The sequence below is a fragment of the Paracoccus broussonetiae genome, assembly GCF_031854425.1.
Classification (GTDB): domain Bacteria; phylum Pseudomonadota; class Alphaproteobacteria; order Rhodobacterales; family Rhodobacteraceae; genus Paracoccus; species Paracoccus broussonetiae.
In genome coordinates this window covers 207456-230822 of sequence record NZ_JAVRQI010000009.1, presented here as the reverse complement: position 1 = coordinate 230822, position 23367 = coordinate 207456, and the positions used below count along the sequence as shown (strand labels likewise).

At 65.5% G+C, this 23367-nt stretch carries 22 protein-coding genes and 1 pseudogene; 8 read left to right on the top strand and 15 right to left on the bottom strand.

Annotation, left to right across the window (positions count from 1 at the left end):
- The 10 genes and pseudogenes from RM190_RS13515 to glpD form a co-directional block, all read right to left on the bottom strand.
- A pseudogene (locus tag RM190_RS13515) lies at window positions 1-133 on the bottom strand (bifunctional methylenetetrahydrofolate dehydrogenase/methenyltetrahydrofolate cyclohydrolase); the annotation flags it as partial.
- Between the two features lie 249 nt (window positions 134-382).
- Window positions 383-1516: an iron-containing alcohol dehydrogenase gene (locus tag RM190_RS13510; protein WP_311759977.1), complete on the bottom strand. Its 1134-nt coding sequence runs from the start codon at window positions 1514-1516 to the stop codon at window positions 383-385.
- Complete coding sequence (glpK, locus tag RM190_RS13505) at window positions 1513-3000, bottom strand: glycerol kinase GlpK (RefSeq protein ID WP_311759976.1); 1488 nt, start codon at window positions 2998-3000, stop codon at window positions 1513-1515. Before glpK ends, RM190_RS13510 begins: the two co-directional genes overlap by 4 nt.
- Before the next feature lie 102 nt (window positions 3001-3102).
- Window positions 3103-4827 (bottom strand): ABC transporter substrate-binding protein, encoded by a 1725-nt coding sequence (locus tag RM190_RS13500; protein ID WP_311759975.1) that lies wholly within the window; start codon window positions 4825-4827, stop codon window positions 3103-3105.
- A gap of 69 nt (window positions 4828-4896) precedes the next feature.
- A complete protein-coding gene (locus RM190_RS13495; protein WP_311759984.1) occupies window positions 4897-5178 on the bottom strand; it encodes a DUF2160 domain-containing protein in 282 nt (93 codons plus the stop codon).
- Between the two features lie 143 nt (window positions 5179-5321).
- Window positions 5322-6125 carry a carbohydrate ABC transporter permease gene (locus RM190_RS13490; RefSeq protein WP_311759974.1) on the bottom strand — a complete coding sequence of 268 codons (804 nt, stop codon included), beginning with the start codon at window positions 6123-6125 and terminating at the stop codon, window positions 5322-5324.
- Window positions 6122-6997 (bottom strand): carbohydrate ABC transporter permease, encoded by an 876-nt coding sequence (locus RM190_RS13485; protein WP_311759973.1) that lies wholly within the window; start codon window positions 6995-6997, stop codon window positions 6122-6124. The genes RM190_RS13490 and RM190_RS13485 overlap by 4 nt, the downstream gene beginning before the upstream one ends.
- Window positions 6997-8088: an ABC transporter ATP-binding protein gene (locus RM190_RS13480; protein ID WP_311759972.1), complete on the bottom strand. Its 1092-nt coding sequence runs from the start codon at window positions 8086-8088 to the stop codon at window positions 6997-6999. The genes RM190_RS13485 and RM190_RS13480 overlap by 1 nt, the downstream gene beginning before the upstream one ends.
- Window positions 8089-8103: 15 nt before the next feature.
- Complete coding sequence (locus tag RM190_RS13475; RefSeq protein WP_311759971.1) at window positions 8104-9189, bottom strand: ABC transporter ATP-binding protein; 1086 nt, start codon at window positions 9187-9189, stop codon at window positions 8104-8106.
- A gap of 10 nt (window positions 9190-9199) precedes the next feature.
- Window positions 9200-10771, bottom strand: a complete 1572-nt coding sequence (gene glpD / locus RM190_RS13470) for a glycerol-3-phosphate dehydrogenase (RefSeq protein ID WP_311759983.1) — start codon at window positions 10769-10771, stop codon at window positions 9200-9202.
- A 214-nt stretch (window positions 10772-10985) separates the two neighbouring features.
- Between glpD and RM190_RS13465 the strand changes: the two genes are divergently transcribed.
- Complete coding sequence (locus RM190_RS13465; RefSeq protein WP_311759970.1) at window positions 10986-11762, top strand: DeoR/GlpR family DNA-binding transcription regulator; 777 nt, start codon at window positions 10986-10988, stop codon at window positions 11760-11762.
- A 266-nt stretch (window positions 11763-12028) separates the two neighbouring features.
- Here the strand turns inward: RM190_RS13465 and RM190_RS13460 are convergent, their stop codons facing one another.
- Window positions 12029-12961, bottom strand: coding sequence for a pirin family protein (locus RM190_RS13460; RefSeq protein WP_311759969.1), 933 nt, complete (start codon window positions 12959-12961; stop codon window positions 12029-12031).
- Window positions 12962-13039: 78 nt separating this feature from the next.
- On the opposite strand from RM190_RS13460, the gene RM190_RS13455 reads away from it, so the two are divergent.
- From RM190_RS13455 to RM190_RS13445, 3 genes are read left to right on the top strand one after another with little or no spacing between them, the layout of a single operon-like run.
- Window positions 13040-13780 carry an energy-coupling factor ABC transporter ATP-binding protein gene (locus RM190_RS13455; RefSeq protein ID WP_311759968.1) on the top strand — a complete coding sequence of 247 codons (741 nt, stop codon included), beginning with the start codon at window positions 13040-13042 and terminating at the stop codon, window positions 13778-13780.
- Entirely contained in the window at window positions 13755-14369 is a 615-nt protein-coding gene (locus tag RM190_RS13450; protein WP_311759967.1) for an energy-coupling factor transporter transmembrane component T family protein, read from the top strand. The genes RM190_RS13455 and RM190_RS13450 overlap by 26 nt, the downstream gene beginning before the upstream one ends.
- 4 nt (window positions 14370-14373) lie before the next feature.
- Complete coding sequence (locus RM190_RS13445) at window positions 14374-14925, top strand: biotin transporter BioY (RefSeq protein ID WP_311759966.1); 552 nt, start codon at window positions 14374-14376, stop codon at window positions 14923-14925.
- Between the two features lie 24 nt (window positions 14926-14949).
- Here RM190_RS13445 and kynU read toward each other — a convergent pair whose 3' ends face one another.
- Together kynU and RM190_RS13435 are read right to left on the bottom strand one after the other, a co-directional pair.
- On the bottom strand, window positions 14950-16161 hold the full coding sequence (gene kynU, locus RM190_RS13440; RefSeq protein ID WP_311759982.1) for a kynureninase: 1212 nt from the start codon (window positions 16159-16161) through the stop codon (window positions 14950-14952).
- Between the two features lie 106 nt (window positions 16162-16267).
- Window positions 16268-16918: a carbonic anhydrase gene (locus RM190_RS13435; RefSeq protein WP_311759965.1), complete on the bottom strand. Its 651-nt coding sequence runs from the start codon at window positions 16916-16918 to the stop codon at window positions 16268-16270.
- Between the two features lie 141 nt (window positions 16919-17059).
- Here RM190_RS13435 and RM190_RS13430 point away from each other — a divergent pair, with 141 nt between their 5' ends.
- The 4 genes from RM190_RS13430 (at window position 17060) to RM190_RS13415 (ending at window position 21090) form a co-directional block, all read left to right on the top strand.
- Window positions 17060-17443 (top strand): hypothetical protein, encoded by a 384-nt coding sequence (locus tag RM190_RS13430; RefSeq protein WP_311759964.1) that lies wholly within the window; start codon window positions 17060-17062, stop codon window positions 17441-17443.
- A 64-nt stretch (window positions 17444-17507) separates the two neighbouring features.
- On the top strand, window positions 17508-18917 hold the full coding sequence (locus RM190_RS13425; protein ID WP_311759963.1) for a leucyl aminopeptidase family protein: 1410 nt from the start codon (window positions 17508-17510) through the stop codon (window positions 18915-18917).
- Window positions 18914-19786 (top strand): C40 family peptidase, encoded by an 873-nt coding sequence (locus RM190_RS13420; protein ID WP_311759962.1) that lies wholly within the window; start codon window positions 18914-18916, stop codon window positions 19784-19786. Before RM190_RS13425 ends, RM190_RS13420 begins: the two co-directional genes overlap by 4 nt.
- Window positions 19787-19908: 122 nt before the next feature.
- The gene (locus RM190_RS13415; protein WP_311759961.1) at window positions 19909-21090 is read left to right on the top strand and encodes a PQQ-dependent sugar dehydrogenase; all 1182 of its coding nucleotides are present in this window, start codon (window positions 19909-19911) and stop codon (window positions 21088-21090) included.
- Window positions 21091-21096: 6 nt separating this feature from the next.
- Here the strand turns inward: RM190_RS13415 and RM190_RS13410 are convergent, their stop codons facing one another.
- Window positions 21097-21468 carry a DUF3775 domain-containing protein gene (locus tag RM190_RS13410; RefSeq protein ID WP_311759960.1) on the bottom strand — a complete coding sequence of 124 codons (372 nt, stop codon included), beginning with the start codon at window positions 21466-21468 and terminating at the stop codon, window positions 21097-21099.
- Between the two features lie 50 nt (window positions 21469-21518).
- Window positions 21519-23339 (bottom strand): DNA mismatch repair endonuclease MutL, encoded by a 1821-nt coding sequence (mutL, locus tag RM190_RS13405; protein WP_311759959.1) that lies wholly within the window; start codon window positions 23337-23339, stop codon window positions 21519-21521.
- Window positions 23340-23367 lie beyond the last annotated feature (28 nt).

The window sequence follows — 23367 nt, the reverse complement described above, 5'->3', positions numbered from 1 at the left end:
CCGGATCCTCGCCAACAAGCACAACCGCAAGACCGGGAACAATTCCCAAACCAGAAAGCTCGGCCACATGCGCACCAACGCGCTTGCGGACTTCCGTCGCAAAGCCTTTTCCGTCGATCAGTTCCGCCGTCATACGCCTGCTCCTTCATGCATATGCCATGCGTCCGGGCCAGCCCGGCACGCCCTGCCAAAGCCGATAGCCCAGCAAGGGGCCATATCAAAGTGCTGCTTTCATGTGACTTGCGCGGCCTGCGCATCCCTGTCCTGCCCCCGATTTGAAGCGTGCGCGGGCAACGGGAGGGCCACAATGCGACGTCAGAATGCCGCTTTCTGGCGGATGGCGCGAATATCCCACCCCGGCGTCGTGCGGGACCGGAACGGCCTAGCCCGCGGCAGTCAGGACGGCCTCAAGCTCGGCCAAGGGCGGCGCGACCGGATTGCCCTTCATCGAGGAACTGGAAAGCGACGCCTCCACCACCGCCCGATGGGAGGCGGGGTCCAGCCCTTGTGCCACAAGGCCCGGCAGGCCGCTGGCCTTGGCCCAATCGGCGAGCGCCCGCGGTCCCTTGGCCGTCGGAACGGAAAAGACCTCGCCCAGGATGCCGCAGACCTTGGCGATCCGCCCGCTGCCCGGCAGAAGCCGCCGGTTCATCTCAAGCACCGGGCCCAGCAGCGCACCGCAGATCGCGCCATGCGCGGCGGGCATGACACCCCCGATCACCCCAGCCAGCCCGTGGACCGCGCCCAACCCGCCATTGGCCAGCGCGATGCCCCCGCAAAGGCTGGTCCAGGCCAGCCGGTCACGGGCATCCGCATCCTCGATCCGCATCAGCGTAACCAGTGCACGCAGACCAGTTTCGATCACCGGCAGCACCAGCGCATCGGTAAAGGGCGTGGCCCGTGCCGAGACATAGGGCTCGATCACCTGCGCCACCGCATCCAGCCCCGAGGCCAGCGTGACCGCGGCCGGACAGCCATCCGTCAGAGCCGGATCGACGATCGCAATCCGGGGCAGCATCCTCTCATCCCGGATCGAGACCTTGCGCCCGTAGTCGGGCAGGCCGATGACCGCATTCCGCGTCGCCTCGGCCCCGGTTCCGGCCGTGGTTGGCAGGGCGACATAGGGCAAGGGCGGGCGGGCCAGCGGCAACCCGCGACCGACGACCTCCAGGTGGTCCATGATCCCGCCGGGCGCGGGCAGAAGCGCGGCCAGCGCCTTGCCAAGATCCAGCGTGGCCCCGCCGCCAAGTCCCGCGACCCAGTCCGCCCCAGCCCCGCGCGCCTGAGCCAGCGCCGCTTCCAGCATCGGCAAGGTCGGCTCGGTGGGGCAGGCGATGGTCGCGACCTCGGCACCCTGATCTTGCAAGGACCGGACCAGCCATTCGGCACGCAGCGGATCCGCGCCGTGAACGACGATACCCCGCCCCCCGAACGCACGGATCAGGGCCGGAGCCTTCTGCGCCTCGCCCCGGCCGAACATCACGCGGCCCGGAAGGGCGAAGCCAAAGGAATTCATGCAGCCTCCATCGTGGCCGCAACGGCCTTTTTCCAGCGGGCATACTTGGCCTGCCGCAGACTGTCATCCATCCTCGGTTCGAACCGGCGATCCAGCGCCCATTGGCTGGCGAACCGTTCGGGCCCGGGGCAGACCCCGGCCGCCAGCCCCGCCAGATAGGCCGCGCCAAGGGCAGTCGTCTCGGTCACGCGGGGCCGGTCCACCGGCGCACCAAGGATGTCCGCCAGAAACTGCATCGACCAGTCGCTGGCCGTCATGCCGCCATCGACGCGCAGCACGGTCTGGCCCGGGGTCGTCCAGTCCGCCCGCATGGCCTCAAGCAGGTCGCGGGTCTGATAGCCGACGCTTTCCAGCGCCGCGCGCGCAAACTCCGCCGGACCCGAGTTGCGCGTCAGCCCGAAGATCGCGCCCCGGCAATCCGGCCGCCAATAGGGTGCGCCAAGTCCGGTGAAGGCGGGGACCATCACCACCTCCTGCGTTTCGTCCGCCTTTTGCGCAAGCGGCTGGCTCTCGGACGCGGTGCGGATGATCTTCAACCCATCGCGCAGCCATTGAACGACCGCGCCCGCGATGAAGATCGACCCCTCCAACGCATAAGTCGTCTTCCCGTCCAGGCGATAGGCAATGGTCGTCAGCAGTCGGTTGCGCGAGGGGACAAGATCCGCGCCCGTGTTCAGCAGGGCGAAGCAACCGGTGCCATAAGTGGACTTCATCATGCCGGGGCGGAAGCAGGCCTGCCCCACAGTCGCCGCCTGCTGGTCACCCGCGACGCCAAGGATCGGGATCTCGCGTCCGAACAGATCGGCGCGCGTCACCCCGAAATCCCCGGCGCAATCGCGCACCTCGGGCAGAAGCTGCATGGGAATGTCCAGAAGGCCGCAGATCTCGGCGTCCCAGCGGTTTTCAGCGATGTTGTAAAGCAGGGTGCGCGCGGCATTGGTCGCGTCGGTCACGTGGACCTGCCCTCCGGTCAGGTTCCAGATCAGCCAGCTGTCCACGGTGCCGAAGGCCAGCTCGCCCGCCTTGGCCCGCGCGCGCGCGCCCTCGACATGATCCAGAAGCCAGGCCAGCTTGGTGCCCGAGAAATAGGGATCAAGCAGCAGTCCCGTCCGGGCCGAGATCATCGGCTCATGCCCCGCGGCCTTGAGCCTTTCGCACAGATCGGCGGTCCGGCGGTCCTGCCAGACGATGGCATTGTGCAGCGGTCGTCCCGTCTTGCGATCCCACAGCAGCGTCGTTTCGCGCTGGTTCGTGATCCCGATCGCGGCAATGTCTTTTGCACCTATTCCCGCCCGCTCGATCGCAGCGCGCGCGGTGGCGGCGACCGTTGCCCACAGGTCCGAGGGGTCATGCTCGACCCAGCCCGAGGCCGGGAAATGCTGGCGAAACTCTTCTTGCGCCATCGACACGACGTTGAGCGAGCCGTCAAAAAGGATGGCGCGGGACGAAGTCGTCCCCTGATCGATCGCAAGAATATGGGTCATCGTCCGTCCGAAAATGCTGGGGCCCCGCGGACGAAAACCGATGCGCCGTCCGCCGGGAAAGGGAAAAAAGGGGCAAGGCCGATCGCCCCGCCCCCGTTCGTCTTACTGCCAGGACTTGATCAGCTCGTCATACGAGATCGTCTCACCCTTGGGCTTTTCATTCTCGATCTTTGCGACGGGGGAACCTTCGGCATCAAGCCATTCCTGCGGGTCCTTTTCCTCGTTCAGCTTCGGACCAAGGTCTCCCTGGACGCCAGCACGCTCAAGCCGTTCCAGCACCTTTTCCTGTTCCGCGCAAAGCGCATCCAGCGCCTCCTGCGGGGTCTTGGCCCCCGACATGGCGTCGCCGATATTCTGCCACCACAACTGCGCCAGCTTCGGATAGTCCGGGATGTTGGTGCCGGTCGGCGACCATTGCACGCGTGCGGGCGAGCGATAGAACTCGACCAGTCCCCCCAGCTTCGGCGCGCGTTCCGTGAAGGACTTATCGTGGATGGTCGAGTCGCGGATGAAGGTCAGCCCGACATGGGATTTCTTCACGTCCACGGTCTTCGAGGTGACGAACTGCGCGTAAAGCCAGGCCGCCTGGGCATGATCGACCGGCGTCGATTTCATCAGCGTCCAGCTGCCCACGTCCTGATAGCCGATCTTGGTACCCTCGCTCCAATAGGCGCCGTGCGGGCTGGGGGCCATGCGCCATTTCGGGGTGCCGTCCGCATTCACGACCGGCGTGCCCTCCTTGACCATGTCGGCGGTGAAGGCCGTGTACCAGAACATCTGCTGGGCAATGTCGCCGCGCGCCGGAACGGGGCCCGCCTCGCTGAAGGTCATGCCTTGGGCTTCGGGCGGCGTGTATTTCTGCAGCCACTCGATCGCCTTGGTCACGGCATAGACCGCCGCCGCGTCGTTCGTCGCCCCGCCACGCGCCACGCAGGAACCGACCGGACGGCTGTTTTCATCGACGCGGATGCCCCATTCGTCGACGGGCAATCCGTTCGGTTCGCCCTTGTCGCCCATCCCGGCCATGGACATCCAGGCATCGGTATACCGCCAGCCAAGGCTGGGGTCCTTCTTGCCATAGTCCATGTTGCCCCAGGCCTTCGCCGGGCCACCTTCGATATAGGACATGTCGCGGCCGGTGAAGAATTCGGCGATGTCCTCGTAGGCGGACCAGTTCACCGGAACGCCCAGGTCATAGCCATACTTGGCCTTGAAATCGTCCTTGGTCTTCTGGTCGTTGAACCAGTCATAGCGGAACCAATAGAGGTTCGCGAACTGCTGGTCGGGCAGCTGATACAGCTCTCCATCCGGGGCGGTGGTGAACTTCAACCCGATGAAATCGGGCAGGTCCAGCGTCGGGCTTGTGAAGTCCTTGCCCTCTTCAGCCATCCACTTGGTCAGGTCGCGCGCCTGCTGATAGCGCCAGTGGGTGCCGATCAGATCCGAGTCGTTGACATAGCCGTCATAGATGTTCTCGCCGGTCTGCATCTGGGTTTGCAGCTTCTCGACGACGTCACCTTCGCCGATCAGGTCATGCGTGACCTTGATCCCTGTGATCGCGGTGAAGGCCGGGGCCAGCACCTTGGATTCGTATTCATGGGTGGTGATGGTTTCCGACACCACCTTGATCTCCATCCCCGCCAGCGGCTTCGCGGCGTCGATGAACCATTGCATTTCCTTTTCCTGGTCGGCGCGCGACAGGCTGGACAGGTCGCCGATCTCGGCATCCAGGAATTTCTTGGCGGCCTCCATATCGGCCCAGGCGGGGCTTCCCCCCACGACCATCAGCGCAAGCGCGATTGCCGTGGTTGTCTTGGTCGGTCTCATGTTTTTCCTCCCTGATGAGACGTCCTTTGGTGATTTCCGCACCCGGCTACCCCTCCGGGATGCGGCAGTTCAGACCCAGCGAAAGACCGCTGCGGCGTAGACAAGACTTAGACCCAGCCCCCACCACACCGGCGGCCCGGCAAAGAACAGCCAGCCAAGGCAGATGAAGGCCGAGCCGAGCAACGTGATGAACAGGCGGTCCCCGCGCGTCGTCTCGATCCGCAGCACGCCCCGGCGCGGGGCTTCGGGGAAGCGGATGGCAAGAATGGTGAACAGGACCAGCAGTGCCGCGATCAACCAGAAGAACAGGGCGACGGGAAAGGTCCAGGCCATCCAGCCGCCCGGGATCATCGGCGCGGTCCAGGCCTTGGTCCCGTCCTTTACCGGGGTGGCCCAGATCAGGAAGGCAAGCGCCACGGCCAGAACACCCGTGGCCCCCAGATAGATCGCGGGCCAGTTGCCACGCCGATGCACGGGAATTGCGGCTTCAGCCATCACACCCTCCCCAGGGCGAAGCCCTTGGCGATGTAGTTGCGGACGAACCAGATCACCAGCGCGCCCGGCACCAGCGTCAGCACCCCCGCCGCCGCCAGCACCCCCCAGTCCATGCCCGAGGCAGAAACAGTGCGCGTCATGGTGGCGGCGATCGGTTTTGCGTTCACGCTGGTCAGCGTGCGGGACAAAAGCAGCTCCACCCACGAGAACATGAAGCAGAAGAAGGCCGCCACCCCGATGCCGCTGGCGATCAGCGGCATGAAGATGCGGATGAAGAAGCGCGGGAAGGAATATCCGTCGATATAGGCCGTCTCGTCGATCTCTTTCGGGACGCCGCGCATGAAACCTTCAAGGATCCAGACCGCCAAGGGCACGTTGAACAGGCAATGCGCCAGCGCCACCGCGATATGCGTGTCGAAAAGCCCGATCGAGCTGTAAAGCTGGAAGAAGGGCAGCGCAAAGACCGCGGGCGGCGCCATCCTGTTCGTCAGCAGCCAGAAGAACAGGTGCTTGTCCCCGATGAAACTGTAGCGGCTGAAGGCATAGGCCGCGGGCAGCGCCACCGAGACCGAGATCACGGTGTTCATCACCACATAGATGATCGAGTTCACATAGCCCATGTACCAGCTGGGATCGGTCAGGATGACGCGATAGTTGCGGAATGTCAGGTTCTGCGGAAACAGCGAGAAGGCGCCCGTGATCTCGGTATTGGTCTTCAGGCTCATGTTCACGAGCCAATAGATCGGGATCATCAGGAACAGCAGGTAAAGCGTCATGACGATCCCGGACGAGCGCGACTTCATTGCCCCGCCTCCGATTTGTCCAGGTTGGTCATGACCGTGTAGAAGACCCAGCTGACCAGCAGGATTACCAGGAAATACATCAGGCTGAAGGCGGCGGCCGGGCCAAGGTCAAACTGCCCGACTGCCATCTTCACCAGGTCGATGGACAGGAAGGTGGTCGAGTTTCCGGGTCCGCCCCCGGTCACGACGAAGGGCTCGGTATAGATCATGAAGCTGTCCATGAAGCGCAGCAGGACTGCGATCAGCAGCACCCCCTTCATCTTCGGCAGTTCGATGAAGCGGAACACGGCCCAGCGGCTGGCCTGGTCGATCTTGGCCGCCTGGTAATAGGCCTGTGGGATGGACTGCAGCCCGGCATAGCACAGCAAGGCGACAAGGCTAGTCCAGTGCCAGACATCCATGACGATCACTGTGACCCAGGCATCGATCGGATCGTTGGTATAGTTGTAGTCGATCCCCATCGCCGCCAGCGTATGGCCAAGCAGCCCGATGTCCTGACGACCGAAGATCTGCCAGATCGTGCCGACGACGTTGAACGGGATCAGCAGCGGCAGCGCCATCACCACCAGCACGAGGCTGGACCAGAATCCCTTCTTGGGCATGTTCAGCGCCACTAAGATGCCCAGCGGCACCTCGATCGCCAGGATGATCGCCGAGAACAGCGCCTGCCGCCCCAATGCGCCATGCAGGCGGTCGGAGTGGATCATCTCGTCGAACCATTCGAGACCCGCCCAGAAGAAGGCGTTGTTCCCGAAAGTGTCGTTGAAGGCATAGTTCACGACCGTCATCAAAGGAATGACAGCCGAAAAGGCGACCAGCACCAGGACCGGCAGCACCAGGAACCAAGCCTTGTTGTTCTGGACTTTCTGCATCAGGCGGCCCTTTCGACGAGCTTCGGCTGGACGCGCCAGTCATCCACATAGACCCCGACCTTGCCGGGTTGGAACGCGACGCGCACCGGATCCGAGGGCAGCGCCTGCCCCTCGGGAAGCAGAATATTGAGATCATGGCCCGACAATATGGCGCGCAGGATGCGGTGGCGTCCGACGTCCTCGACCCGGCGGATGGAGACGGTCAAACCCTCGGCCCCGGACAATCGGACATGTTCCGGCCGGATGCCGATGCGGGTTTGCCCCGACTGCCGGCCATAATCCGCGCCCAGATCCACCGTTTCGCCCTTGGGCAGAATGGCGCGGTTTCCCTCGATCCGGGCATCCAGGAAGTTCATGCCCGGCGAACCGATGAAATAGCCGACGAAACTGTGCGCGGGCCTTTCGAACAGCTCTTCGGGCGTCCCGATCTGGACGACCCGGCCGTCATACATGACCACCACCTTGTCGGCGAAGGTCAGCGCCTCGGTCTGGTCGTGGGTGACATAGATCATGGTATGCGCGAACTGGCGGTGAAGCTGCTTCAGCTGGCTGCGCAATTCCCATTTCATATGCGGATCGATGACGGTCAGCGGCTCGTCGAACAGGATCGCGTTCACATCCTCGCGCACCATGCCGCGGCCCAGGCTGATCTTCTGCTTGGCATCGGCCGTCAGGCCCTGCGCCTTGCGCGACAACATCGCCTCCATCCCGATCATCCGGGCGATGTCCTGCACGCGGCTGGCGATATAGGCGGCGTCGCGCCCCCGGTTCCGCAGTGGAAAGGCCAGGTTTTCGCGCACGGTCATGGTATCGTAGACCACCGGGAACTGGAACACCTGCGCGATATTGCGCTGGGTCGTCGGTGCGTCCGTCACGTCCCGGTCCCCGAACAGGATCCGGCCCTGACTGGGGCGCAGCAGGCCCGAAATGATGTTCAAAAGCGTCGTCTTGCCACAACCGGACGAACCGAGCAGCGCATAGGCGCCGCCATCCTGCCAGACGTGGTTCATTTCCTTCAGCGCGTAATCCGCATCCGATTTCGGATGCGCGCTATAGCTGTGGGCCAGGTTCTGCAGCGTGATCTGGGCCATGCTTCCCCCCTTTCCTCAGGCTGCACGGGCATAGGCGGCGGGCGCAACAAGGCTGCCATCCGCGTCGAACAGATAGACATGGCGCGGATCCAGCCACAGCGAGATCTGCCGCCCCGGCTCAATATCATGGATGCCGTCGACAAGGCCGACCCAGCGATCGTCGCCATGCCCGACATGGATGAAGCTTTGCGCCCCGGTGATCTCGGTGACGATGACGGGGCAGCGAAATTCCAGTGCGTCGGCGCCGGGCCGTTCGGTGCACAGGTGGTTGGCGCGGAACCCCGCCAGATATTGACCGTCCGGCACGGCAAAGGCGCCCTCAGCCGGGACGATGACGCCCGGCCCGATGTCGAGGCTGGGACCACGCTTGATGCAGGGGGCAAAGTTCATCGGCGGGTCGCTGAACACGCGGGCGGTGACGGCGTCCACCGGCTCGCGATAGACGCGGGGGGTGGGGCCGAACTGCGTCACGCGCCCTTCCCACATGGTTGCGGCGTTTCCGCCCAGCAGCAGGGCCTCTTCGGGTTCGGTCGTGGCATAGACGAAGATCGCGCCCGAGGCCTCGAAGATGCGGGGGATTTCGACGCGCAGCTCTTCGCGCAACTTGTAGTCGAGGTTCGCCAGCGGCTCGTCCAGCAAGACCAGTCCCGCCCCCTTGACCAGCGCACGCGCCAGGGCACAGCGCTGCTGCTGTCCCCCCGACAGCTCCAACGGTTTACGGGCCAGCATCGGTGTCAGGTGCAGCATCTCGGCGGTCTCGCGCACCTTGCGGTCGATTTCCGCGCGCGGTCGCCGCAGGATGCGCAGGGGCGAGGCGATGTTTTCGTAAACCGTCAGGCCGGGATAGTTGATGAACTGCTGATAGACCATCGCAACACCGCGATCCTGCACGCGACGGCCGGTGACATCAGCCCCATTCCACAGGACACGCCCGGTCGTCGGCTGGTCCAGCCCCGCCATCAGCCGCATCAGCGTCGTCTTGCCCGACAGCGTCGGACCCAGCAGGACGTTCATCGAGCCATTCTGCAATGTCAGGCTGGTGGGATGGATATGCACCCTCCCCTCGACCATCCGCGACACCGATTGCAGTTCCAGCGTCATTCCCGCTCCCTCATTCGGCCGCGTCGGCCGCTTGCCCGGCAAGCCACTCGCCCAGGTCGGCGGCCTGCGCGCGCGTCATCTTCAGTCCAAGCTTGGTTCGGCGCCAAAGGATATCTTCGGCGCTTTGGGCGTATTCGCGGGTCAGGAACCAGCGCACCTCGGCCTCGGTCAGACCGGCGCCAAAATCGTGTCCCAGATCGGCACGCGCGCGCGCGTTGCCCAGGATATCGAAAACTTCGGTGCCGTGGGTGCGTTGCAGGCGCTGCACCTCGGCCGGCGAAAGGAACGAATAGGCCTGCGCGATCCGCGCGCGCAGCGCCTCGACCCCGTCGACCGGGAAATCCCCGCCGGGCAGTGGCACCCGGGCGGTCCAGGCCGCGCCCGCCTGCGGGAAATGCGAGGCAAGTTTGGCCAGCGCATTTTCCGCCAGCCGCCGATAGGTGGTGATCTTGCCGCCAAAGACATTCAGCAGCGGCGGTCCGTCCGCATTCACGCTGAGCACATAGTCGCGGGTCGCTGCCGTCGCCGACTTCGCACCGTCATTGTAAAGCGGGCGCACCCCGGAATAGGTCCAGACCACCTGCTCTGCCCGGATCGGCAGCGCGAAATAGCGGCTGGCGAAGGCGCAAAGATAATCGCGTTCCTCATCCGTGCAGCGCGCCTCTCCGGGTGGGCCCCGGTGGTCCATGTCGGTCGTCCCGATCAGGGTAAAGTCCTGCTCGTAAGGGATGGCGAAGATGATCCGCCCGTCCGTGCCCTGGAAGAAATAGCAGCGGTCGTGGTCATAGAGCCGCGGGACGACGATATGGCTGCCGCGAACCAGCCGCACGCCTTCGGTCGTCGGGATATGGGTGACATTCCGGATCACGTCCTCGACCCAGGGGCCGCCCGCATTGACCAGGGCGCGGGCCAGATGCAGGCGCTGCCCCTCCGGCCCCTCGGTCGTGATCCGCCACAGATCCCCCGCGCGCTCGGCATGGGTGACGCGGTGGCGGGTCAGGATGGTGGCCCCGCGCGCCTCGGCATCGCGGGCGTTCAGGACAACCAGCCGCGCATCCTGCACCCAGCAGTCGGAATATTCCCAGCCGAGCCTGAATCCCGGCTTCAGCGGGCGTCCGGCAGGATCGACGGCCAGATCCAGCTTGCGGGTTCCCGGCAGGACACGCCGACCGCCCAGGTTATCGTAAAGAAACAGCCCCAACCGGATCAGCCAGGCCGGACGCCGCCCGCGCATCCAGGGCATGGCGACACCCAGCAACCGAGAGGTGGGGGTGTCGCTTTCAAAGCGCATGTCCGGGGAATAGGGCAGCACGAAACGCATCGGCCAGCTGATATGGGGCATCGCGGCCAGCAGCGTCTCGCGCTCTTCCAGCGCCTCACGCACCAGGCGGAATTCGAAGAACTCCAGATAGCGCAGGCCGCCGTGGAACAGCTTGGTTGAGGCCGAGGACGTCGCCTGTGCCAGATCGCCCATTTCAGCCAGTGTCACGGACAGGCCACGACCCGCCGCATCGCGTGCGATTCCGCAGCCATTGATGCCGCCGCCCAGGATGAAAAGGTCTTGAACCGGCCCTTCCTGCATCGCCCCTGACTCCTCCACGAAGCCTCCCAGCCCCGCGCCTGAAGGCTGCACCCCTGTTCACGGTTCCGTCAACAGATATTTTCGTTTGTCTTGCGAATCGGAAGAATCCGAACATTCTCACTGGGAGAATTCTTTTTCATGACAGCAAGCGGAAGGCTTGCGCACATTCGCGAAGGGCGTAGATTCGCTTCGCTATCCATGACTGGGGAGAGGCATGGCATTGAGCATCCGACAGGCGGAAATCCTGGAATTGGCCCGCGCCGAAGGCCGGGTTCTGGTCGATGAACTGGCCCAGCGCTTCGACGTGACGCTGCAGACGATCCGTCGCGATCTGGGCGAAATGGCCGAAGCGGGCGTTCTGGAACGCGTCCATGGCGGCGCCGTGCCGCGTGCCGGAACCGTCAATCTGGGCTATGAGGCGCGCCGGCGCATGAATGCCGACGCCAAGGCTGCCATCGCCGCGGCCTGCGCGGCCCAGATCCCGGACAATTGCAGCCTGATCCTGAACCTTGGCACCACGACCGAGGCCGTGGCCCGCGCCTTGCTGCACCATTCGAACATCACCGTCGTCACCAACAACATGAATGTTGCGAACATCCTGCTTGAGAATCCGGGATGCGAGATCATGGTCGCAGGCGGCGCGCTGCGCCGGTCGGACGGCGGCCTGGTGGGCGAACTGACGACCCAGTTCTTCGAGCAATTCAAGGTAGATTACGCGGTGGTCGGCACCTCGGCGCTGGACCATGACGGCGACATGCTGGATTTCGATCTGGCCGAGGTTCGCGTCAGCCGCGCAATCCTGCGACAGGCCCGCAAGTCGTTTCTTGTCACCGACCATTCCAAGCTGGGCCGGACCGCACCCGCGCGCATTGCCAGTCTGGCCGAAATCGACACGATCTTTACCGACCAGCCCCTTCCACCCGAACTTGCCGACCGTTGCGCCGAATGGCGCACCGATCTGCAGCTATGTCCGGCCACCGCCGAGGGCTAAGGATCGCGGGCAAGGCACGCGACAACGTCAGCGCAGCCCCAGCATCGACAGGATGAACAGCACCACGACCACAAGGCCGACAAGGTAGATGATGGAATTCATTTGGAAATCTCCTGTTTCCTGTGTCCCTGCAAGTTCGAGATCAACGAAATGCCCCCGCCAAGGGTTTCCGGGACCCCGAACTATTTTGGGCCGCAGCCCCGCCGACCCGGCCGCACCAACCCGGCCACAGTCGGGCGCGCCTGCGGCCGCGAAAGCGGGGCTGGTCAGGGCAGGGGAATGAATTCGTGATTGTCGCCGCGCGGCAGGTTGAACAGCCCCTGCCCCCAGCGGGCCTCGCGCCATTCCTCTTTCGCCTGCTCGATCCGCTCCTGTGACGAGGCGACGAAGTTCCACCAGATATAGCGTGGGCCGTTCAGGGTCTCGCCGCCCAAGGCCATGATGCGCGCACCCTGTGCGCCCGCCGCGACAGTGATCTTGTCGCCGGGGCGAAAGACCATCATCCGCCCGGCCGGGAATTCCTGCCCCGAAATCAGGATCGAGCCCTGCGTCACATAGATCCCCCGATCCTCGTGATCCTCGGGCAGGGGAAACAGCGCACCGGGATCCAGCGTGATGTCGAGGTAAAAGGCGTCTGAATACAGCGTCGCGGGGGCCCGTTCTCCATAGGCCCGACCCAGGATCAGGCGAGCATGGATGCCGCTGTCCTCGAATTCGGGCAGGCTTTTCTTTTCGTGATGCTCGAACAGCGGGGCCATGTCCTCATGCGTTTCGGGCAGCGCGATCCAGGTCTGGATGCCGAACAGGGAATGCGGACCCTTGCGCCCCTCCTCGCTGGTGCGTTCGGAATGGGTCACGCCTTTGCCCGCGACCATCCAGTTCACCTCTCCCGGCAGGACGACCTTATCGGCGCCGGTGCTGTCGCGGTGGTGGAAATCGCCACGGTAAAGATAGGTGACGGTCCCCAGCCCGATGTGCGGATGCGGACGGATGTCGACGCCCTGCCCGGTCAGGAACTCGGCCGGCCCGGCCTGGTCGAAGAAGATGAACGGCCCGACCATCTGGCGCTTGGGCGCAGGCAGGGCGCGCATGACCTCGAAGCTGCCAAGGTCGCGCGCTCGGGGCACGATCAGGGTTTCGATGCTTTCCAGCGCGACGTCATCGGGGCATCCGGGTTCAAGCGCGGGATTCCAGCTCATCCGAGTCTCCTTTCGAGATGCGGGTTTCAAGCAGCCTTAAAGATGCTAGAGCGGTTCCCGATTCTGGAAAACCGTCTCGTGAGGACGCCGACAATGCAACCCGGCTCGGGTATCGAGATCCAAGGCCTTCATCTTGCCATCGGACCCCGCCCGATCATCCAGGGAATCGATCTGCGGCTGGATGCGCCGCGCATCGGCATCATCGGTCGAAACGGATCGGGCAAAAGCACGCTGGCGCGCCTGCTGGCCGGGCTGATCGAACCGACGCAGGGCCGCGTGCTGATCGAAGGCACGGATGTCTGCAAGGACCGCAAGGCGGCGATCGCGACCGTCGGCATCCTGTTCCAGAATCCCGAACACCAGATCATCTTTCCGACCGTCGCCGAGGAGATCGGCTTTGGCCTGCGCCAGATGGGCCGCAGCAAGGCAGAAGCGCGCCACGCGACCCGGGCCGTTCTGGACCGCTTCGACCGTGCGCATTGGCTGGACGCCACGACCGAGGCACTGTCGCAGGGCCAGAAACACCTGCTTTGCATGATGGCGGTAATGGCGATGGGGCCGCGCTGGCTGATCCTGGACGAACCCTTTGCAGGGTTGGACATCCCGACCCGGATGCAGCTTGCGCGTCATCTGGACCGTTGCGGTGCACGACTTCTGCACATCTCGCACGATTCGCGCGATCTGGCGGGATATGACCATGTCTGCTGGCTGGATGAGGGCCGCATCGTCGAGGCAGGGGATGCCACCGTCTTGCAGCGGTTCGAGATGGAGATGACCCGCGAGGGGGCCGAGAATGATCTCGCTGACCTCGCCGGTTAGAACGCGGGCACATGGCTGGCCCGCCGGGGCCAAGCTGGCCGGGCTGGCGGTGGCGACGACATTGCTGTTCCTGCTGAAGGGCCCTCTGGCGCAGGGACTGGCATTGGTGGCCGTATTGGCAATCTATAGCCTGCCGGGGCGCGACTTCATGGCCCACGGCCTGCGACAGTTGCGCGTGCTGTGGCCCTTTGTCGTCCTGCTTCTGGCGTGGCATGCAGTGACCGGAGGATGGGTGCAGGGATGGACCATCGCGCTGCGCATGGTCTCGACGGTGGCGATGGCGAATCTGGTGACGATGACGACCAGCCTGTCGGACTTGTCGGACCTGCTGCACCGGCTGCTGCGCCCGCTGCGCCGGCTTGGCCTGCCCGTGGGACTGATCGAGGCGGGCATTCCCCTTGTCATCCGCTTCACCCCAACGCTGATCGCCAAGGGACGCTTGCTGATGGATGCCTGGCGCGCGCGCTCGCCCCGGCGGGCGAACTGGCATATCGTCCTGCCGATGGCGCTACTGGCGCTGGACGATGCCGACCACCTGGCCGAGGCGCTGCGCGCACGGGGCGGCCTGAACCCGAATGACGAGGACTGAGCACATGGAACGAAACGTGGCGCAGATCGCGCTGTTCGCCGCCCTGATCGCCGCATTGGGGGCCATTCCCCAGATCACCCTGGCCTTCGGCATCCCGATCACCGCGCAAAGCATGGGCGTCATGCTGGCGGGGGCGGTCCTGGGGACCAAACGCGGCTTCCTGTCGATGATGCTGTTTCTGCTGCTGGTGGCCATCGGGCTGCCGCTGCTGGCAGGGGGACGCGGCGGCCTTGGCGCTTTCGTCGCGCCGACCTCGGGCTTCCTGATCGCGTTCCCTTTCGGCGCCTTCGTCACCGGACTGTTCGTCGAGAAGGTGCGCCTGCGCCCGATCGGCCTGCGCGCGGGAATCGGCGCGGCGCTTGGCGGCATCCTGGTGCTTTACGCCCTGGGTATCCTTGGCATGTCGATCGGGCTGGGCAAATCGATCCCCGAATGCGCGAAGCTGGTCATGGCCTTTCTGCCAGGCGATGTGCTGAAGGCGGGCGTCACCGGGATGCTTGTTGCGGCCCTGGCAAAGGCCCGGCCGCAATCCGTCGCGTGGAGCGTGCGCGCCTGACCCCTGCCAGGACGGACCGCAGCTTCAGGTCACCGCGCCGCGGACCGCAAAGCGCGGCTCGCGCCACAGCCCCGATTCCAGCACATCGGCCAGCACCTGCACGGCGCGCGCCACATCGGCATGGCTCAGATACAGTGGGGTGAAGCCGAAGCGCAGCGTATGGGGCGCGCGGAAATCACCGATCACGCCGCGCTCGATCAGCGCCTGGACGATCTCATAGGCGTGCTCATGGCCAAACGCGACCTGGCTGCCGCGACGCGCGGGATCGCGCGGGCTTTCAAGGACCAGACCATGACCCGTGCATTTCTCTTCGACCAGCTGGATGAAAAGCTCGGTCAGCGCGATGCTCTTGGCGCGAAGCTGACCCATGTCGACATCGTCCCAGACCGAAAGCGCGCCTTTCAAGGCCCGCAATGACAGGACCGGTTGCGTGCCGCATTGAAAGCGGCGAATGCCGGGATCGCCCTGATAGCCGGTCTCGAAGGCAAAGGGACGGGCGTGGCCCCACCACCCGCTCAACGGTTGCTGCGCCTTGTCCAGATGACGCGACGCGACATAGATGAAGGCAGGAGAGCCGGGGCCTCCATTCAGGTATTTATAGGTGCAGCCGACCGCGAAATCGGCATTCGCTTCATCCAGCGTGATGGGCAGTGCCCCCGCCGAATGGCAAAGATCCCAGACCGCCAGCGCGCCGACGCCGTGGATGGCGCGCGTCAGTTCCGCCATGTCGCGCAGCGCCCCGGTCTTGTAGTTCACATGATTGACCAGGACCGCAGCAACATCGTCGTCCAGCAGATCCTCGATCCGGTCGGCATCGCGCCCCTCAAGCCGCATCGTCACGCCCGGCAGGGTCGAGATCACGCCCTCGGCAATGTAAAGATCGGTCGGAAAGCTGCCCGCCTCGGCCACGATCACCTTGCGACCGGGCCGCAGGCCGATCGCCGCATGCAGGGCCTTGTATATGTTGATCGAGGTCGTGTCGGAAACCACGACCTGTCCCTGCGCGGCCCCGACCAGGCGGCCGATCGCGTCGCCCAGCTCGACCGGAAGGTCGAACCAGCCGGCGGTGTTCCAGCTGCGGATCAGGCCCTGCGACCATTCTTCGCGCGCGCCGATGCGCAACGCATCCAGCGCGGCGGCGCTGGCCACGCCCAACGAGTTCCCGTCCAGATAGACCTCGCCCTCGGCCAGCAGGAAACCTTGCCGAAGCCGGGCCAGCGGGTCGCTGGCATCCATCCGGGCAATGTCTTCGGGGCTGGGCGCTGTGGTCATGGCAAATCCTCCTGGCTGAACCGGGGACTGCCATATCAGCCCTTGAGGCGGCTTGCGATGCCCGAACGCCTTAGCCGAGCAGGGTGAAGCTGTCCGTCTCCGGCAGGTATTCCAGCAGCGTGCCTTCGCCGATGTCATGGACGACGCCATGCAGCGTCAACGAGCCCGCCTCGACATTTTCCCGGATGAAGGGGAAGGTCATCAGGTTCTCCAGCGAGATCAGCACCGCCTGCTGTTCCAGCGCGGCGATCTGCTGGTCGTCGGGCAGATGGGCGATGCGCTCGTATCCGGGACGCAGAATGTCCATCCAGCGGCCGACGAAGCTGGATTTCTCTTCCAGTTCGGGCGCGTTGCCGTGGCACATCGCGTGGCAGCCGACGACGCCGCCGCAATTCGTGTGCCCCACGACCACGAGATGCGCGATCTTGAGGGCGTTTACCGCATATTCGATCGCAGCCGAGGTGCCGTGCTGCTGTCCGTCCGGCAGATAGGGCGGCACGAGATTCGCGATGTTCCTGTGGATGAAAAACTCACCCGTGTCGGCGCCGAAGATCGAGGTCACATGCACGCGAGAGTCACAGCAGGCGATGACCATCGCGCGCGGATGCTGGCCAACTTCGGCAAGGCGACGGTACCAGCTGCGATTCTCGCCGAAGGTCGTCGCGCGCCAGCCCTGATAGCGCTGGACTAGATACGGGGGCAGCGGACGCGCCTGTTTCATCATATCCTCATCTGGCTGTTTGGCGACTTGATACCCCCGGAACCGATAAAGTTCGAGGGGTTTAGCGACACCCCCTCAACCATTTCTTGAGAGATGGCTGCGAAAGCTGTGTTTCGCGACTTATCGAGTAGGGTGGGATACATGGCGGGAATTGCAAGGCTGGCGGTCGAAGAGCAGTCGACGATCGACCGGCAAAGGCTGAACCAGATGGTCGAAGCCCTGGGCGAGGCCTCGGCTGCGCGCATCATCTCGGCCGCGCTGGAGCAGCTTCGACTGGCGCTGAACCGGACCGAGGCCGCGATTGCGCGCGGCGATCTGGTCGCGGTCGCCTGCGACGCCGACCGTATCTCGCGGTTGGCATGGCAACTGGGGCTGGTTTCGATGGCAGCGGTCGCCATCGACGTCGGCACCTGCGCCGAGCGGCGCGATGCTGGCGGTCTGGCAGCGACCTCGGCCCGGCTGCGCCGGATCGGCGACAGTTCCCTGACGCGGATATGTGACCGCCCCGATCCCGCCGCCGGGTAAGCGGGGCTTGCGGTCGTCACCCCGCGCGCTAGGTTGACGGCAAGACCAAGAAAAGGCCCGTGCCATGACACCTCTTCCCGAATTTGCAGCCCCCTTCTCTGCCAGCCTGCCGCTTTGGCTGGTCCGGCCGGGTGCCGACGGCCCCGCCCTGCCCGAAGGTCTGGCCGCGTCCGACCGCACCTGGGCGCTGGCGCAGGGCTTTGCCGGAACGGCGGGCCAGCTTTGCCTGCTGCCGGGTGAGGGCGGTGTCATCGCCGGGGCGCTTTTCGGCATCGGCCCGCAGGCCGATCCCGCTAGCCGCCCCGCCCGCGAACGCTATTCCCTTGCCAAGGCGGCCGAGACGCTGCCCGAAGGCGACTGGCACCTGGCCAACGCGCCCGAGGGGTTCGACCCGCAGCTTGGCGCGCTTGGCTGGCTTTTCGCGCAATACCGCTTCACTCGCTACAAGCAGGGCAAGACCCCGGCCGCACGACTGGTCTGCCCCGAGGGCGTGGATGCGGATCGCGTGCTGGCCCTGGCCGCGGGCGAATATCTGGCGCGCGACCTGATCAATACGCCCGCATCCGACATGGGTCCGGCGGATCTGGAACAGGCGGCGCGTGCGCTGGCCGCACGCCACGGTGCCCGCATCTCGGTGATCGAGGGGCAGGATCTGCTGGCCCAGAACTTCCCGATGATCCATGCGGTCGGCCGCGCCGGGGCGCAGGCCCCGCGCCTGATCGACCTGCGCTTTCCCGGCGAAGGGCCGATGCTGACCCTGGTCGGCAAGGGCGTCTGCTTCGATACCGGCGGGCTGGACATCAAGCCGCCATCCTCGATGGGGCTGATGAAAAAGGACATGGGCGGTGCCGCGAACGTGCTGGGCCTGGCCGAGACCCTGGCCCGGCTGGGCCTGACTGCGGGGATGCGCCTGCGGGTGCTGATCCCGGCGGTCGAGAACTCGATCGCGGGCAATGCCTTCCGCCCCGGCGACATCCTGACCAGCCGCAAGGGCCTGACCGTCGAGATCAACAATACCGATGCCGAAGGCCGTCTTGTTCTGGCGGATGCCCTCGCCCTCGCGGCCGAGGAAAAGCCCGCCGTCCTGATCTCGATGGCGACATTGACCGGGGCCGCAAGGGTGGCGCTTGGGCCGGACCTGCCGCCCTTTTTCTGCGACGATGACGGCACCGCGACGGCAGTCCAGCGGGCCGGGCGCGACAATGCCGACCCGATCTGGCGCATGCCGTTCTGGGAGCCTTACGAATCCATGATCGAGCCGGTCATCGCGGATCTGGACAACGCGCCGGGTGGCGGCTTCGCGGGCGCGATCACCGCCGCCCTGTTCCTGCGCCGCTTTGCGGGCGAGGACGCGACTTACCTGCATTTCGACATTTACGGCTGGCAGCCCGTCGCTGCCCCCGGACGCACCAAGGGCGGCACCGGGCAAGGAATGCGCGCCATCCTGAACGCCCTGCCGGAGATCCTGAAGTGACCGCATCGACCCAGACCGCCGAACCAAGGACGGACCGCCGCCTGACCCCTGCGACGCAAAACGTCGCGTTGGAATCGTTGCGCGGCGTGCTGAACCGCCCCGTCTATACCGCCGGTCGCCCGGCGCGCCTGCAGGTGGCGCTGGCGGATCTGTGCCGCGAGCCGGGGGGCGCGCGCGACCGACAGGTCAACCACGGCGCCGAGCTGACGGTGATCGAGGAACGCGACGGCTGGTCCTTTGTGCAGGCGGTCGCGGACGGCTATTGCGGTTGGCTGCGGGACAACGCGCTTGGTTCGGCGGTACAGCCGGTCACGCATCGCGTCAGCGCACCCGCGACGCATGTCTATCCCCAGCCCAGCATCAAGACGACCGAACTGGGCGGCCTGTCGATCGGCGCGCGCCTGTCGGTCGTGGCCTGGCAGGACGGCTTCGCCCAGCTTGCGCAAGGCGGCTGGGTGCCGCGCCAGCATCTTTCCGACCAGCCCGCCAGCGATCCGGCCAGCGTCGCCGAAACGCTGATCGGCACCCCCTATCTGTGGGGAGGAAACAGCCGCTGGGGGATCGATTGTTCGGGACTTGCGCAGGCTTCTTTGACCGCCTGCGCCATCGCCTGTCCCGGCGACAGCGACATGCAGCAAGCCGCCTTTCCGGTGGTCGAGGGCGAAATTCGCCGCAACGACCTGCTGTTCTGGCCCGGCCATGTCGCCATCGCGCTGGACGCGACCCGCATGATCCACGCCACAGCCTGGACCATGAGCGTGGTGATCGAGCCGATCGCCGCGGCCATTACGCGCATCGACGCGGCGGGTCAGGGCCCCTTCCTTGGCGCGCGCCGCCCGCCCGCAGGCGCGGACGCGGTCTTTCCCTGACCGTCCGCCCCCCTGACCGCCCGACGCACAGGGGAATGCGCTGACGGAATTGTCAGGGAACGGGGCGGGTTCGCGGGGTGTTGGCGGGTATCCCCTGCCGCTTCACCCAAAGGATCGCGACCATGCCCCGTCTTTGCACGCTTAGCCTTCTCGCCGGACTGGCGGCGACACCCGCCGCCGCGCAGCTGAACCAGCAGCCTCCGAACGCCCCGGACCAGCAGCCCGCCTTTGACGGCCAGACCCGTGCCCCGGAACTGACGGACGGGGTTCACGTGAAACAAGATGTCGTGGTCTCGGGGTTCGATCACCCCTGGGGGATGGCCGCGCTGCCGGATGGCGGCTGGGTGATCACCGAAAGACCCGGAAAGATGCGCATCCTTGCCGATGGCAAGCTGAGCGAACCGCTATCCGGTCTTCCGCAGGTCGACACGCGCAAGCAGGGCGGGCTTCTTGACGTCGCGGTCCGGGACGATTTCGCCCAGACCCGCCGCCTGTGGTGGAGCTTTGCCGAACCCCGCGACGGCGGCAAGACCTCGACCTCGGTCGCGACCGGGACTTTATCGGCGGACGGCACGGCAATCAGCGACGTCCGCGTCATCTTCCGCCAGGAACCGGCCTGGGACTCGACCATGCATTATGGCTCGCGGCTGGTCTTTGATGCAGATGGCATGCTGTTCGTGACCACCGGCGAAAGATCCCTGCCCGAGCCGCGGAAACTGGCGCAGGACGTGAACACCCATCTGGGCAAGGTTTTGCGCATCGATCCCGAAACGGGACGCGGGCTTCCGGGCAATCCCTTTGCGCAGGGTGGCGGTCAGCCCGAGATCTGGTCATGGGGCCATCGCAACCTGCAGGCGGCGGCGCTGGACGGACAGGGCCGGCTTTGGACCGTCGAGCATGGCGCCAAGGGCGGGGATGAGCTGAACATGCCCCAGGCCGGGCGCAATTACGGCTGGCCGATCATCACCTATGGCGAGGATTACAGCGGCAAGCCCATCGGCAAGGGCATCACCGCGCAAGACGGGATGGAGCAGCCGGTCTATTACTGGGATCCGGTCATCGCCCCCAGCGGCCTTGTCTTTTACGACGGCGCGATGTTCCCCGAAATGCGGGGTGATGCGCTGATCGGCGGGTTGAAATCGCAGTCCCTTGTCCGCCTGAAAATGTCCGAGGGGCGCGTGACCGGCGAACAGCATCTGGCCGAGGGGATCGGGCGCGTGCGCGATGTCGCCGTCGATGCGGATGGTTCGATGCTGATCCTGACCGATGCCGATGACGGCGCGCTGATCCGACTGACGCGCTAGTCCGGGTCACACGGGGTGATGCAGGTCATCCTCGGCCTCTTCGGGTGAAATCCCCAAGGCCTCCATCCCGGCTTCAAGGTAATCGGCCAGCTGCGGCTCTCCCATCAGGTAACTCTCGGTGGGCGAGCGGTTCTCGACCTTGGCGGTGCGAATTGCCTCGGCCAGATCCTCGGCGGCAAAGGTGTCGCGGCCAATCCACATCACCGCGACAAGGCTGGCCTTTTCATCATCGTTCAGGCTGGCGATGAATTCGGATAGCTCGGTCTCGGTCCCGTGACCCCGCCGATGGCCGCTATGCGCCCAGGCGTTGACCCCGCTGTCGTATTCACGCGCGCGGATGATGACATGGGCAATCTTCTCAGGGCTGATTTCCAGCATGGCGACCTCTCCTTGCAGCGAAGTGTCGCGCCAGCCGGGGCGCAGGTCAACTAGCGACCGAAAAGCCGCTCGATGTCGCCCAGTTTCAGCTCGATCCAGGTCGGGCGGCCGTGGTTGCACTGTCCCGAACGGGGCGTCCGCTCCATCTCGCGCAGCAGAGCGTTCATCTCGTCCGCCGTCATCCGCCGGCCCGAACGGACCGAGCCATGGCAGGCCATCGACGACAGCACCGCATCGACGCGGGCCTTCAAGCGGTCCGATGTGCCCTGATCGGCAAGATCGTCCAGGATGTCGCGGATCAGCGCGGGGGCATTGATGCGGCGGATCAGGGCCGGAACCTCGCGCACGGCAACCGCGCCACCGCCGAACGGTTCGATCACCAGCCCCAGTTCTGCCAGGTCATCGGCGATGGACAGGATACGCTGCGCGTCGGCGTCAGAAAGTTCGACGATCTCGGGGATCAGCAGGGCCTGGCTGGCGACACGGCGCGCCTCGGCCTGGGTCTTCAGCCGTTCATAGACCAGCCGCTCATGCGCGGCATGCTGGTCGACGATGACGATGCCATTCGCGGTCTGGGCGATGATCCAGTTTTCATGCAGCTGTGCGCGGGCGGCGCCCAGAGGGGCGTCGGCTTCGACCTCGATTTCCGGTTCAACCCGCGCCGTCGGCGCCTCGGCAAAGCCGGGGGCCTGAAAGGCCATGCTCGCGGCGATGGCCTGCGGCGAGGGGCGTGCGGCCGGGGCATAGCTTGCCTGATAGGCGCGGGTTGCAACCGCCTCCGGCGCAGCCTCGACCCGTGCCGCGCCAAGCGCCGCCGTCGCCACCGTGGTCGAGCTGCGATGCCCTGCCCCCGCCAGCCCGTGACGCAGGGCGCTGACAACAAGACCTCGGGCGATGTCGGGTTCGCGGAACCGCACCTCGGCTTTGGCCGGGTGGACGTTCACATCGACCTGATGGGGATCGCAGGTCACGAACAGGACCGCGGCCGGATAGCGCCCCGAGGGCAGCACGTCCATGTAGCCCGCGCGCAGCGCCCCGGTCAGCAGCTTGTCACGAACCGGGCGACCGTTCACGAACAGGTGCTGGGCCACTGCCGCCCCGCGCGAATAGGTCGGCAGCGCCGCAAAGCCGGTCAGGGTGATACCGTCGCGGGTCGCGTCGATCGGCAGGCAATTCTCGATGAACTCGCGCCCCATGATCCGGGCCAGCCGGGTCTGAAGCGCGCCGAACAGTTCACCCTGCTCGGCATCGACGCGCAGAAGCTGGCGGCCCTCATCCTCGTCGGTCAGGGTGAAGCCGACATAGGGTTCGGCCATTGCAAGGCGGCGGATGACCTCGGCCACGGCCTGCGTCTCGGCGCGGTCGCTGCGCAGGAATTTCAAACGCGCGGGCGTAGCGAAGAACAGGTCGCGCAGTTCGACTACGGTACCGCGATTGCCCGCCGCGGGCCGGACCGGGCCGATGCGCCCGCCCTGAACGGCGATCTGCGCCCCCTCGAAACCCTGCGCGCGGCTGGTCAGCGTCAGGCGACCGACAGCACCAAGGCTGGGCAACGCCTCGCCCCGGAAGCCGAAGCTGCGGATGTCCAGCAGGTCGCTGCCGTCGATCTTGCTGGTGGCGTGGCGGGACAGCGCCAGCGGCAGATCCTCGGCTGTCATGCCGCAACCGTCGTCACCGACGCGGATCAGCCCCTTGCCCCCCTTGGAGATCGCGATGTCGATGCGGCTCGCGCCGGCATCCAACGCATTCTCGACCAGCTCCTTGACCGCCGAGGCCGGGCGCTCAACCACCTCGCCCGCTGCGATGCGGTTGGCGGCGGCTTCATCAAGCTGGCGGATGATGGGACGCATGTTGGGGGCATGACTGTTCATGCCCCCAGATTTAGCAGTATCGGACAAA

Excerpts from the sequence above, each read along its gene's own strand:
- mutL (WP_311759959.1), bottom strand. The coding sequence starts at position 23,339 with ATGAACAGTCATGCCCCCAACATGCGTCCCATCATCCGCCAGCTTGAT.
- RM190_RS13495 (WP_311759984.1), bottom strand. The coding sequence starts at position 5,178 with ATGATCCCGGGCGGCTGGATGGCCTGGACCTTTCCCGTCGCCCTGTTC.
- RM190_RS13490 (WP_311759974.1), bottom strand. The coding sequence starts at position 6,125 with ATGAAGTCGCGCTCGTCCGGGATCGTCATGACGCTTTACCTGCTGTTC.
- RM190_RS13410 (WP_311759960.1), bottom strand. The coding sequence starts at position 21,468 with ATGCTGGAAATCAGCCCTGAGAAGATTGCCCATGTCATCATCCGCGCG.
- glpK (WP_311759976.1), bottom strand. The coding sequence starts at position 3,000 with ATGACCCATATTCTTGCGATCGATCAGGGGACGACTTCGTCCCGCGCC.
- RM190_RS13510 (WP_311759977.1), bottom strand. The coding sequence starts at position 1,516 with ATGAATTCCTTTGGCTTCGCCCTTCCGGGCCGCGTGATGTTCGGCCGG.
- RM190_RS13425 (WP_311759963.1), top strand. The coding sequence starts at position 17,508 with ATGACACCTCTTCCCGAATTTGCAGCCCCCTTCTCTGCCAGCCTGCCG.
- RM190_RS13445 (WP_311759966.1), top strand. The coding sequence starts at position 14,374 with ATGGAACGAAACGTGGCGCAGATCGCGCTGTTCGCCGCCCTGATCGCC.
- glpD (WP_311759983.1), bottom strand. The coding sequence starts at position 10,771 with ATGCAGGAAGGGCCGGTTCAAGACCTTTTCATCCTGGGCGGCGGCATC.
- RM190_RS13485 (WP_311759973.1), bottom strand. The coding sequence starts at position 6,997 with ATGCAGAAAGTCCAGAACAACAAGGCTTGGTTCCTGGTGCTGCCGGTC.
- RM190_RS13500 (WP_311759975.1), bottom strand. The coding sequence starts at position 4,827 with ATGAGACCGACCAAGACAACCACGGCAATCGCGCTTGCGCTGATGGTC.
- RM190_RS13460 (WP_311759969.1), bottom strand. The coding sequence starts at position 12,961 with ATGAGCTGGAATCCCGCGCTTGAACCCGGATGCCCCGATGACGTCGCG.
- RM190_RS13415 (WP_311759961.1), top strand. The coding sequence starts at position 19,909 with ATGCCCCGTCTTTGCACGCTTAGCCTTCTCGCCGGACTGGCGGCGACA.
- RM190_RS13430 (WP_311759964.1), top strand. The coding sequence starts at position 17,060 with ATGGCGGGAATTGCAAGGCTGGCGGTCGAAGAGCAGTCGACGATCGAC.
- RM190_RS13465 (WP_311759970.1), top strand. The coding sequence starts at position 10,986 with ATGGCATTGAGCATCCGACAGGCGGAAATCCTGGAATTGGCCCGCGCC.
- RM190_RS13475 (WP_311759971.1), bottom strand. The coding sequence starts at position 9,189 with ATGACGCTGGAACTGCAATCGGTGTCGCGGATGGTCGAGGGGAGGGTG.
- RM190_RS13435 (WP_311759965.1), bottom strand. The coding sequence starts at position 16,918 with ATGAAACAGGCGCGTCCGCTGCCCCCGTATCTAGTCCAGCGCTATCAG.
- kynU (WP_311759982.1), bottom strand. The coding sequence starts at position 16,161 with ATGGATGCCAGCGACCCGCTGGCCCGGCTTCGGCAAGGTTTCCTGCTG.
- RM190_RS13450 (WP_311759967.1), top strand. The coding sequence starts at position 13,755 with ATGATCTCGCTGACCTCGCCGGTTAGAACGCGGGCACATGGCTGGCCC.
- RM190_RS13480 (WP_311759972.1), bottom strand. The coding sequence starts at position 8,088 with ATGGCCCAGATCACGCTGCAGAACCTGGCCCACAGCTATAGCGCGCAT.